A 12075-nucleotide genomic window follows, 5' to 3' on the forward strand; every position below is an offset into this window, starting at 1 on the left:
ACATTTGCATTTGTGTATTAAATATTGTATATTTAGACCATGTCCAAAATCATGGTAGCACACGATATTGTAGCCTCATACGACGGCATTGTCAGAACATCCGACTTCAACGAAAACGGAATCCACAATGACGAGCTGTCTAGATTCTGCACTAGCGGAAAACTTTACAGAGTTCGCAAAGGCGTGTACAGTGCCGTTCCGACGAACGAAATAGCAGAAGAACGACTGCTTGCAGAACTCTTGCCCGATGTAGTCATCTGCATGGAATCGGCACTCTACTATTACGGCTATAGCGATCACGCCCCCACGGATTGGACAATTTCCGTGCCTAGGTCATTTTCACGTTCCAGACTTAAAATTGACGGCCTTTTTCTAAAAACGCGTTATGTGCAAGAAGAACTTTTCGACCTTGGGCTAAGCACGGAAAACTTCAACGGGTTCGAACTAAAAATTTACGACCGAGAACGATGCGTCTGCGACTGCTTCAAGTACCGCAACAAAATAGACAGCGAGCTATTCAACAAAGCCTTGAACGCTTACGCAAGCGACCCTCAGAAGAATCTAATGAAACTTCTGGATTACGCCCGGAAAATGCGAGTACAAAAGAAAGTTAGAGAAATTATGGAGGTTCTGTTCAATGGCTGATCGCGCAGCATCGGTACTTGCCAAAATACGAAATAAATCCAAGGAAATGGGCTGGAACAGCATGCAAAGCCTTCAGCTATTTTGCCAGGAAGAATTCATCCGCAGAATCAACCTTTCAAAATACAAAGATACATTTATTTTGAAAGGCGGCCTGCTCATTTACGCGCTTTCAAATTTTGGAAGCAGAACAACCCGAGACGCAGATTTTCTCGTTGAGAACCTCTCAAATTCTCCAGAAAAAATGCGCGAAATCATTCACGAGATAATAAATACGGAATCAGAAAATGACTTTGTAACTTTCGAATTGGCAAATCTAAAAGAGATTGCCAAAGAAAAGAAATACACTGGGGTTTCTGCATTTCTCATCGTGAAAATCAAAAACACCCGTACAGGGATAAACATTGATTTTGGATTTGGAGACACAATCATTCCAAAACCAAAAACAGCAACCTTTCCTGTTCAAGTCGAAGGGTTTTCATGCCCTCAAGTAAGAGTTTACCCCGTAGAAACAATCATCGCGGAAAAAATTGACGCAATCCTTGATCGAATGGAACTTTCCAGCCGAATGAAAGACTATTTTGACATTCACTTCATTCTTCAAAATTTTGATTTTGATGGTGCAACATTGAAAACCGCCATCGCGAGGACCTTCGAAAATCGACAACGTAATTACGATATGAATCGTTTTCAGAAAGTCCTTCAATTTCACAACGATCAATCTATGGGAACCAAGTGGAAAGCTTTTCTGAAAAAAGCAAAATTGTCCGAAATTCCATTCCAAGATGTTATCGCATCTTTGCAGAAATTTCTTGAATTGCCAATACAAGCATGCTTCAACAATAAAGACTTTTTACTAGAATGGAAAAGTGACGAACAAAAATGGGTATAAAAGGACGCTTTTGACGCATTCTTACCAGTACAGGAACATTTTCATCTAAATGGTCAAGTTCATAGACAAGTCCATAAAGTTCATTCATAATGTTCAATATATTGAACATTTCAAACAATTTTTGTACATTATATAAAACATTATGAAAAGAGCATTATTACCATCGCAGAAAAGAATTTTAAATAACCTTGGCAAGCAGATAAAACTAGCCAGACTTCGCCGCGACCTCTCGGCAGAACAAATCGCCGAACGGGCAGACATTTCTCGTGGCACCTTGATAAAAATCGAAAGCGGTGATGAAGGCGTCTCCATGGGCCATTATTTTAGGGTACTGATTGCGTTGGGACTTGCAAGTGATATACTCCTTGTAGCAAAAGATGACGAACTCGGCAGAAAACTCCAAGACGCAAAACTAAACGTAAGAGAACGCGCCAGCAAGAAATAAGGTCTCGCAAAATGAATAATCGGTCCGTATACGTATTCTTCCATAACGAGCAGGTCCTCGAGCCTGTTCTCATGGGCATTCTGCAAGAAACCTTGCAACGAGGCAAAAGCATCTTCTCCTTTGAATTTGACAAGTTCTGGTTAAACAATCCCATTTTTCAAATTTTTGATCCTAACCTAAGCCTATTTCGGGGAAAACAATACGCACCTACTGACAAAGATAACTTTGGCGTTTTCTTAGATTCCACTCCCGACCGTTGGGGGCGACAACTCATTGACCGCAGGGAAACTATTTTGGCTAGAAAGGAAGGACGCCCCGTAATTCCCAGGACTGAATTAGATTATCTACTGGGAGTTTTTGATGAGAGCCGCATGGGAGCCCTGCGATTCAAACAGAGTCTTGACGGTGATTTCATCGACAACGACAAAGAACTAGCGACACCACCTTGGGAATCCCTTCGAAAATTAGAGGCCGCCAGCCTAAAATTGGAACAGGATGAAAATTCCATTGATGACCGTTGGTTAAAAATGCTATTACGTCCAGGAAGTTCTCTCGGAGGAGCGCGACCAAAAGCAAATGTTGTCGATGAACATGGTCATCTATGGATAGCCAAGTTCCCAAGTAAAAAAGATCGAAAAGATGTCGGAGCTTGGGAAACTGTCTGCATGACTCTTGCAAAAAAATGCGGTGTAGAAATCAGCGACTTTAAATGCATTAAACTCGGTTCCAAATATCACACTTTTTTAACAAAAAGATTTGACCGAACAGAAAATAACGTCCGCAAGCATTTTACATCGGCAATGACGCATTTGGATTATAACGATGGAGCTAATGGAGGAACCGGAGCCAGCTACCTTGAATTGGTAGAGTGGATTTCTGAACATTGCGTAAATGTGCAAGGCAACTTAGAGCAGCTTTTCAAACGAATTATTTTCAACATTGCCATTTCCAATTGTGACGACCACCTGAGAAACCACGGTTTCCTCTTAACGCCCAAAGGCTGGACACTGTCACCAGCTTATGACTTGACACCCGACGAATATGGAACAGAACTTTCGTTGAACATTAACGAAAGCGAAGCAAATCTAGATTACAATTTGGCAAGAGAAGTTGCGCCCTATTTCGGCATCGCGCCAAGCGATGCAAACAGGATTATCAAAAAAACAAACGACGTTGTTTCAAAGTGGCAAAAGGTCGCAACAGACATAGGCATTTCGCGAAGCGAGCAAGAATTTATCGCAACGGCCTTTAGAACAAAAGATGGTGTTTGAATAAAACAGAACTCGTAATAAAGAAAAGGAAGAAAGTAAATAAACCGCTAGTGGATTTGAATACACACGGTCCCGGATATAGCGTTTAATACAAAAAAACAGCCCATAACGAATCCGTTATGGGTTGTTTCCTTCAAAAACTATTCCGTCACTTGGCTTCGAGTCAATGTATATGTATTAGAGCCACCGATACCCATGCCATTGAGATAAACAGTACCATTAACATCATAACGAATTGCATATGTAATTCCACCACCGCCATCACGAATTCCAACGACTTCCACTTTGGATTCTGCGGGAACATCAAAAGAAACTTGTTTGTGATGTATCATAAACGGTTCTGTAATAGCAACTCCATCTACTTTAAGTTGAACATAATCTCCATCCTCAGCGGCATAGTCCCAAATATGAACCTTAGTCGACTTTTCAGTCTTGTCATGCGTTATTACCATATCCGCTTGCCGAACGGTTATTTGATCATCGTTCTTTACTAACCTAGCCCCAAGTTCCAATTTGTCCGACCACTGCTGTTTCAAGATTTCCTGAGCACCAACACTCGTGCTAATAGGGGTGTCCATGGGACTAACACCTCGCACTGCAAAAGAAATTGCCAAAAGTCCTGCCAAAACTGCTGACCAAAGTACCAATCTCTTTTTACGACGAACGACCGTTTCAGGCGAAGAATTTTCATGAAGACAATCCTTGTTTCCATCCACAGCATCGGAAAACTTATCAATTTTTTCCTTCTGTTTGACATCGACATCATCCTTCGATGTTTCCGTTTTCATATCCTTTCGTAAAGATTCATTTTGTGCCGGAGAAAAGGATTGAATGTCAGGAGTATCTTTTTCAATCCCCAATCTAGAGGAAGAAGTTTCTCCACCATTCAGCTCAGCGTGAGCAACCCCTTCAATTTTCATTTTACGTTTTTTCTGTTCCATAAAAATTCTATATCCTAATTAAACGGATGTTTTCTAAAATAAAATCCCATAATAATTCTACACACCAATACTTGAACTATTACAGCAATAATTGTCAACAGATGCCTTGTTGGTTCAATGACATCAAATCCATAAGCAAGAATTTTTTCAGCCAACGCAACAATAAAAAAATTACACAGAGCAAAAATACTGAACGGATAAAGTTTGTCAATCATGGTATAGCAACGTCTAAAAAATATATTTGTCAGCAAAAAAGGAATAGACACTATTTTAAAATATGTCAGTCCAAAACTAGGCAAACTATAGCCCGTAGTAAGCATAGATAGAATAAACATTAAGATTCCTAAATAAAAAAGTGCTCCCAATACCATAGTGGGAATCAGCACTAAGCAAAACCACATTCCTGCAAAAAATGTTCTTACCGAATCAAACATTCAAAGAATCCATCGGATATTTTTGAAAGAAAAGGCACATTACAAAACGTCCAAGAAGCAAAAATCCCAAAGCAATCAAATTTGAATTAAAAATCGCATACGATATCTGAATCAACGCAACGATTGTTAAATAAGCTAAAGTAGTCGCATACAGGGGGCGAATTAGAGGATTCCTTATATAAATTTCTTGAAAGATTTCCTCTGTAATTACAAAAGGAGGAATGAAGAAAAATAAAGTGACAAGTGTAATCGCCAAATTCCCCGATACAACAGTCAAGGTTCCATCCAAAATGGATACACATATTATAGCTTCAACAATCGTTACAAAAAGTAATATGATCCACGCAGCAAGTACATTCATGGACCAAGCGTAAGCACCGAACCTGTTTCCTTGATTCACACTACACCCCCTCCAAATCACAGGCCGTAATGGTTGTAAGCGCAGTCTTGGAAAAATCATTGGAATCACTCAGTCGAAGAGCTTGATTATTCAGGGATTTTTCAAAGATGTTTCTTACATATCGACCATTGCCAAATTGAGGGTTCATCTTTGCTGATTCAAAATTTTTCCGCAAGCATTCGCTAGCACCGTCATCCAAAATATATCCCTGGTCACCGTAGAACTTGCCCGCAATTTGCATAAGTTCATCCGTAGAATAATCTGGGAATTCAATGATGTTTGCAAATCGAGAATGCAAGCCAGCATTTTGATTCAGGAAATTTTCCATATCCCTACTGTAACCTGCAAGAATCACCACCAATCTATCGCGATTATCATCCATCATCTTAACAAGGGTATCTATCGCCTCGCGGCCAAAGTCATTAGGGCCACCTTGGGCAAGTGCATATGCCTCGTCAATAAATAGGACTCCGTTGAGTGCAGACTCAATGACCTCTCTTGTCTTTATGGCTGTCTGCCCAACATAGCCGGCCACTAGTCCCGAGCGATCCGTTTCCACCAACTTATTCGTGGTGATTACATTCATATTGTAAAGGACATTCGCAACGGTCCTGGCCATCATCGTTTTACCGGTGCCTGGATTGCCTGCAAAAATCATGTGCATCGTTTGCGTGTCAGAGGTTTTCAATCCAGCTTGTTTGCGAGCCTCCTTAAGCTTTAAGCGAGCTTGTAAGCTCCGGATGTACTGTTTGACGGAATCAAGTCCAATAACTTTTGACAATTCGCTTTCAAGATCAAAATCCTTAGGTCCAAAGCATCCAAAATCTTCAGGAATTAAAAGATCCAAATTCACAGGATTTTTCACGACACGCTTCGACTGTTGTAAAATCGCGGCCTCCACAACATTACGGACAAGTCTTCCGTTTCCGCCATCATTTTTGCCCTTGACCTGCGAAGCCTCAAATATCCTAAGAAGCGGTTTTTCGCAATCCGCATCCATTTTGTACCCCTTGGACTTAACAGTAACTTTTGCAATGTCAAGCATTTCTTTGGAGCTGTAATCTTCAAAATGAACAATATTAGGGAACCTGGATTTCAATCCGGAATTTGTCTTAAGAAAATCCTTCATTTCCAATTCATAGCCAGCCAAAATGACGACAAGATTCTCCCTATTATCTTCCATCCCCTTTACAATAGCGTCTATGGCTTCAAGCCCAAACGGATCTCCGGCATCTCGACAAAGCGAATAGGCTTCGTCAATAAACAGGACTCCACCGAGAGCACTATTGATGACTTCATTTGTTTTCTGTGCGGTTTGCCCAAGATATTGTCCAACAAGATCAGCTCTTGTCACTTCGCGTAAATGCCCCGAGGAAAGCACTCCTATAGCCTTCAGGTATTTCGCGACAATCCTCGCAACAGTAGTCTTTCCCGTTCCCGGATTTCCAGCAAAAATCATGTGCATGGAGATATCCGCTTTCGGAAGACCATTGGCCGTTCTGATTTGCTGAATTTTGACATTCGTCTCCAAATCACGAATGTAATCCTTCACCTTTTTCAGACCAATAATGTTGTCAAGTTCCTTCTTGACATCAGCCAATTCCGAAGCATTTATATCTTTGGAATAATCAGCAAAATTCAATTTTTTGCCAGAGGCTAGAGATACAAAGAATTCATTTTCTACACTGGTAAGATGAATCTTCGTATTCGTCGCAATTGCATTTTGCAAAAGCATTTCAGTGAGGCCCTTGTAAAGGAACTCTTCTACGAACTTCTTTAAGCCCTTGATACCTGCATCTTTTGAAAATATCTTCACAAGTGCATTGACAACATCATCATCAAAAGACGCTTCAATATGAAGCATCCGAGAACATTTGTCAATCAAAGCCCTGCATTCCGTAAATGCAATATCCTGAAGTTGCTTTTGCGAGATCGGTTCCAGTTCAATAACATCACCGAACAATTTCGTAATCTTATTCCCAAGAACAGAAAGTATTTTCGCCTTGGGAAGTGTACTAATAAAAACAAAAAATTTGCCATTGGCAGAAATTTCAGAAATCGGATTGGAGTGAAGAACTCCCGTCGCATCCATCAGCATTCCGTTATTAGACACATAACGCTTATTCAGTTTACAAACGCCATTTTCCAACAACTGCTGAAGAATATCCAATTCACCAGCCCCTGCTTTTTCCGGTTGCTCAAATATAATGACATCAGCCTTAGACTTCAGGCAAGCATATATATCGCTCAAGAACAAAGTTCCAGAAGAATCGCTCGCATAACGGCCAAGATCAATAATCTCCGCAGACGATGATGTCAAAATTTTTTGTTGGCAGAGAATTTTACTGATGCACTGGATTGCATAAGCCTTTCCCCTACTAAGGTGTCCCAAAAGAAGAATGGAGTTTTTCGGCTTTTCTTCTTCGTACCCACTTACAAAAGGACGCTTAAATGCAGTAACCAAGGATTGAATATCCTTTTCAGACCCAATCCAAATTTTTGCAAGTTCCTTGGGAACAGGATTAAAATTAAAAGATTTTGCATTGTCCTTTACAGCATGTGCTGAAGCCTTGGAATCCTGTCTTGTAAAAATCGTAGCGAACCCTTTTTCCGGTTCATGCCCTTTCGGTTCTGATTTCACAGATTCCGATTTCGATTCGCTTTTCAATACCGTTTTTTCTACAGACGATGTAGATTGTACTTTTGGGGTTGCCCTCAAACCCTGAGGCAAGTTCTTTGCCGCAGTAAAAATCTGGTATTCAGGAAAAAGAAATTTCAGCAACTCTTTAAGATTCATCTCAGCACCTTCAATCTAAATCTATTAAAATCTGGTGACTTTTTATGTCAAAAACAAAAAATGTCCCCTATATTCACAAAATATCGAACATACGTCTTGATAGGGACATGCTCTACATAGTTTGAATCGATGATAAATCGCAAGACCCAGGTCCATCGCTAGCGAGGAAGTTCCTCGCTTTTTTTGCGGAAAAAAGTTTCGTAAATCATCAGACGATATGCCGAGCTGATGATTCCGTCAAGGATTACACTTCCTTGGCAATTGCCTTCACCGCCCAATCTTTTGGGAAAGAGATGTGTTCCAACTGAATGGCTGACGAATACCTTTCAAACAACGCCTTAATTGACGGGAGAAATTCTTCGTTCCACTTTCGAGGATTCGGATACAAGTTTCGCACAGCAAGGAACGCCGCCCAAAGAGAGCGTTCATCCTTTTCTTCAACTTCCTCAATGTTTGCAGGGATTGCGGAGAAAATCCTATAGTAAAGCCTTCCATAATGGGCACAGATATTTCGCAAGTCTGTTGCGCACCTTAGCCAACTTTTTAGATTTTTCGGGACGGTCTTATAACATTCACTCGCAAAGTGTTTTTGATCCGCAAGAACAAGGTCCGCATAAAAATAGGACAGCATGCCAAACGAAAACAATTCTACGGCCACCCAAATAGGGAACACTCCATCATAGCAATCCTGGTGATGCTTCACAAAAGGAACATTAGAACTATGTTCAACTTCTCTATTGAAAGTTTCTAGGAATTTTTGGTGTTTGTGCCAGCGAGAATAAATCGACGCATCCAAATAGCCAACCGGACTATATTTATGCGCATGGAAATAAGCAAGTCTCGCCCTCATAGAAATTTCTATTTCTTCAAGAGCCGAAAAAAGCGATCTTCTCAATAGTCGATCAAATTCATATATCTGCACAATTCTTGAGAAACTTGTTCCGGCATTATAGGTACCATCGGCTTTTCTAAATGGCAGGAAATATGCGGACAATCTGTAATAATTTATGGACTCAAGGCAGCGAACAGCATCATCAACATTCTCAATACAACAGCCACGTTGTTTGATTTTTTCTACTTGTTCCCTATAAGTTGTTGCCTTTTTTGTTTCCATAAAAAAAATGTCCCCCCTGGGACACATCAATGAGAGGTGCGGGGGGTCCTGTTGTTTCAAATATACAATCTATTTCAAAGAAAAGCAAGCGCCCATTCGCCCGTCTAGGCAAGAATTAGCCCCTATTTTAGCAGGAAGTAAGCCGGGGCGTTACGGGGGCGGCGTCTGAGCCCACGTAGAGGGGGTGGAGAGCAACAAAGTGCGAACCAGGGGGAGACGTCCCCTTTTATAAAAAAAGACCGCAGCGGTTAGGCTACGGTCTAATTTTTTGCGGGTCTGGATCCTTCGGCGCGACGCGCCTCAGGATGACGTTTGTCGATGCAAGGGCCCTTCGACAGGCTCAGGGACCTTTACTTCACCACGATATTCACCAGCTTGCCAGGAACTGCGATAACCTTCACGACGGTCTTGCCGTTGGTAAACTCTTGAACACGTTCGTTAGCCATGGCGAGGGCTTCCAAAGCGGCCTTGTCCATGTCCTTGGCGACGCTTGCCTTGGCACGGAGCTTGCCGTTCACCTGGAACACGACTTCGACGGTGTTTTCCACAGCCTTGCTTGCGTCGGCTTCAGGCCATGCCACGTTGGTGAGGGAACCTTCATGACCGAGGATGCTCCACATTTCTTCAGCGATGTGGGGTGCGAAGGGCTGCAGGAGCTTTACGAAGGTTTCGCAAGGTTCGCGGTAGCGCTTGTCCATCTTCATCATTTCGTTGTTGAAGATCATCAGCTGGCTGATAGCGGTATTGAAGCTCATGTTTTCAATGTCGCTTGTGACCTTGATGATGGACTGGTGCATAATCTTCTGGATTTCTTCGGGAGCGGCTTCGTCAACGAAGACGGGAGCAGCATCGTCGTCGCCTACCACAGAACGCCATGCGCGGCCCAGGAATCGGTTCATACCTTCGATGCCCTTGGTCTGCCAAGGCTTCACGGCATCCAGAGGACCCATGAACATTTCGTACAAACGAAGACTATCTGCACCGTAGTCGCGAACCACGTCGTCCGGGTTCACAACGTTCTTCAGAGACTTACTCATCTTGGCAACGATCTGCTTCAGTTCGATGTCGGTACCCTTCTTGAAGAACTTGCCGTTCTTTTCTTCCACTTCGTCGGTGGGAACCTTGGAGCCGGCTGCGTCTTCGTAAGCGAAGGCAAGAATCATACCCTGGTTAAAGAGCTTCTGGAACGGCTCGTCGGTAGAGACGAGACCCAGGTCGAAGAGGACCTTGTGCCAGAAACGGCTGTACAGCAAGTGGAGCACAGCGTGTTCTGCACCGCCCACATACAGATCGACAGGCATCCAGTACTTTTCAAGTTCCTTGGCCAGGAATGCGTCACCGTTGCAGGCGTCGATATAGCGGAGGTAGTACCAGCAAGAACCAGCCCACTGCGGCATGGTGTTAGTTTCGCGAACGCCCTTGCGGCCGTTCTTGTCTACAACGTTGAGCCATTCGGTTGCGTTGGCCAGCGGAGACTGACCGCCGTCACCCGGCTTGTAGTCCTGCAGGTCCGGCAACTGCACGGGGAGTTCTGCATCGTCGACGGTAGAGATTTCGCCATCTTCCCAGTGGATGATGGGGAACGGTTCACCCCAGTAGCGCTGACGGCTGAAGAGCCAGTCGCGGAGCTTGTAGTTCACGGTAGCCTTACCGATCTTGTTGGCTTCCAACCATTCGATTACCTTAGCCTTGCCAGCTTCCTTGTTGAGGCCGTTGAGGCAGAGGGTGTCGTTCTGGCTATTGATATAAGTGCCGTCGGCAGCCCAGCAGGCTTCACCGGCGAGAACCTGAGGCTTCACGTCTTCCGGGCAGGATGCGTCCGGTTCCATGATGCAGATAACAGGCAAGTTGAACTTCTTTGCAAATTCGAAGTCGCGGGTATCGTGGGCGGGCACTGCCATGATAGCGCCGGTGCCGTAGCCAGTCAAAACGTAGTCAGCCACCCAAACCGGAATCTTGGTGCCGGTCAGCGGGTTGATGGCGTAGGAGCCAGAGAACACGCCGGTCTTTTCCTTGGCCAGTTCGGTACGGTCCAGGTCGCTCTTCAAAGCAGCGGCATGAACGTAGGCTTCTACGGCTTCCTTCTGTTCCGGGGTAGTGAGGGTCGGAACCAGCTTGTGTTCAGGAGCCACCACCATGTAGGTTGCGCCAAACAGGGTATCGCAACGGGTGGTATAAACGCGGAGTTTGTTTTCGGTGGGCTTGCCGTTTGCATCAGCGATTGCGAAATCCACTTCTGCACCCTGGCTCTTGCCGATCCAGTTCTTCTGCATGTCCTTCACGCCCTGGGGCCAATCCAGCTTATCGAGGCCCTTCAGCAAGCGGTCGCCATAATGCGGAATGCGCATGAGCCACTGCTTCAGGTTGCGGCGTTCCACTTCCTTGGTGCCGCACTTTTCATGGGAACCGTCGTTCAGAACTTCTTCGTTAGCGCAAACAATCTTGCAGTGCTTGCACCACCAGACCTGAGCGTCGGCGTAGTAAGCGAGACGCTTGGAATCCTTGAACTTGCGAACTTCTGCTGCACCCTGAGCCTGTACGTCGGCGGGAATGGGCAGTTCTTCGATGGGGCGGCCCTTCTGCTGGACCTCATCGAACCAGGTACCGTAAAGGCGCTTGAAAATCCACTGGGTCCACTTGTAGTACTTCGGGTCGGTGGTGTTCACTTCCTTTTCCCAGTCGTAGCTGAGGCCAAGGCGCTGGATCTGACGGCGGAAATTGTCGCAGTTCTTCTTGGTGGTGATTGCCGGGTGTGTTCCGGTCTGAATTGCATACTGTTCAGCGGGGAGGCCGAAGGCATCCCAACCCATGGGGTGGAGAACGTTAAAACCCTTGGAGCGCTTGTAGCGGCAAATAATATCCGTTGCGGTGTAACCTTCGGGGTGACCCACATGGAGGCCAGCGCCACTGGGATACGGGAACATGTCCAGGCAGTAGAACTTGGGTTTGGACTGATCGGTGCCAGTCTTGAAGGTCTGATGTTCAGCCCAGTAAGCCTGCCACTTGGTTTCAATTTCTTGCGGATTATACTTTGCCATTTTTTCCTCGTTCAGCGGTGAGTTATGAGCAACGAGTAACGAGCCTTATAATCGCAGTTTCGCTGCACCTTTATGATGCGCGAAGCGCCACTATTCAACTC

At 44.3% G+C, this 12075-nt stretch carries 10 protein-coding genes; 4 read left to right on the plus strand and 6 right to left on the minus strand.

Features of this window, described 5'->3' with window-relative positions; all coding sequences use genetic code 11:
• Window positions 1–51 precede the first annotated feature (51 nt).
• The 4 genes from BUB73_RS03340 (at window position 52) to BUB73_RS03355 (ending at window position 3250) form a co-directional block, all read left to right on the plus strand.
• Window positions 52–645 (plus strand): type IV toxin-antitoxin system AbiEi family antitoxin domain-containing protein, encoded by a 594-nt coding sequence (locus BUB73_RS03340; protein ID WP_217650910.1) that lies wholly within the window; start codon window positions 52–54, stop codon window positions 643–645.
• Window positions 638–1534, plus strand: a complete 897-nt coding sequence (locus BUB73_RS03345; RefSeq protein ID WP_073283571.1) for a nucleotidyl transferase AbiEii/AbiGii toxin family protein — start codon at window positions 638–640, stop codon at window positions 1532–1534. The genes BUB73_RS03340 and BUB73_RS03345 overlap by 8 nt, the downstream gene beginning before the upstream one ends.
• A 142-nt stretch (window positions 1535–1676) precedes the next feature.
• On the plus strand, window positions 1677–1979 hold the full coding sequence (locus tag BUB73_RS03350) for a helix-turn-helix domain-containing protein (protein ID WP_073157900.1): 303 nt from the start codon (window positions 1677–1679) through the stop codon (window positions 1977–1979).
• A 71-nt stretch (window positions 1980–2050) separates the two neighbouring features.
• Window positions 2051–3250: a type II toxin-antitoxin system HipA family toxin gene (locus BUB73_RS03355; RefSeq protein ID WP_212668356.1), complete on the plus strand. Its 1200-nt coding sequence runs from the start codon at window positions 2051–2053 to the stop codon at window positions 3248–3250.
• 140 nt (window positions 3251–3390) lie between these two features.
• Here the strand turns inward: BUB73_RS03355 and BUB73_RS03360 are convergent, their stop codons facing one another.
• The 6 genes from BUB73_RS03360 to leuS all read right to left on the minus strand — a co-directional run bounded on the left by BUB73_RS03360 (window position 3391) and on the right by leuS (window position 11974).
• The gene (locus tag BUB73_RS03360; RefSeq protein WP_073238612.1) at window positions 3391–4191 is read right to left on the minus strand and encodes a hypothetical protein; all 801 of its coding nucleotides are present in this window, start codon (window positions 4189–4191) and stop codon (window positions 3391–3393) included.
• Window positions 4192–4205: 14 nt separating this feature from the next.
• Window positions 4206–4625, minus strand: coding sequence for a hypothetical protein (locus tag BUB73_RS03365; protein WP_073238609.1), 420 nt, complete (start codon window positions 4623–4625; stop codon window positions 4206–4208).
• Complete coding sequence (locus BUB73_RS03370) at window positions 4618–5025, minus strand: hypothetical protein (RefSeq protein WP_139259100.1); 408 nt, start codon at window positions 5023–5025, stop codon at window positions 4618–4620. The genes BUB73_RS03365 and BUB73_RS03370 overlap by 8 nt, the downstream gene beginning before the upstream one ends.
• Window position 5026: 1 nt before the next feature.
• Window positions 5027–7822, minus strand: a complete 2796-nt coding sequence (locus tag BUB73_RS03375) for an AAA family ATPase (protein WP_073283573.1) — start codon at window positions 7820–7822, stop codon at window positions 5027–5029.
• A gap of 244 nt (window positions 7823–8066) precedes the next feature.
• Entirely contained in the window at window positions 8067–8936 is an 870-nt protein-coding gene (locus BUB73_RS03380) for an Abi family protein (RefSeq protein ID WP_073283636.1), read from the minus strand.
• 350 nt (window positions 8937–9286) lie between these two features.
• Window positions 9287–11974: a leucine--tRNA ligase gene (leuS, locus tag BUB73_RS03385; RefSeq protein WP_073283576.1), complete on the minus strand. Its 2688-nt coding sequence runs from the start codon at window positions 11972–11974 to the stop codon at window positions 9287–9289.
• Between the last annotated feature and the right edge of the window lie 101 nt (window positions 11975–12075).

The sequence above is a fragment of the Fibrobacter sp. UWH6 genome (genome assembly GCF_900142465.1).
Taxonomy (GTDB): Bacteria; Fibrobacterota; Fibrobacteria; order Fibrobacterales; family Fibrobacteraceae; genus Fibrobacter.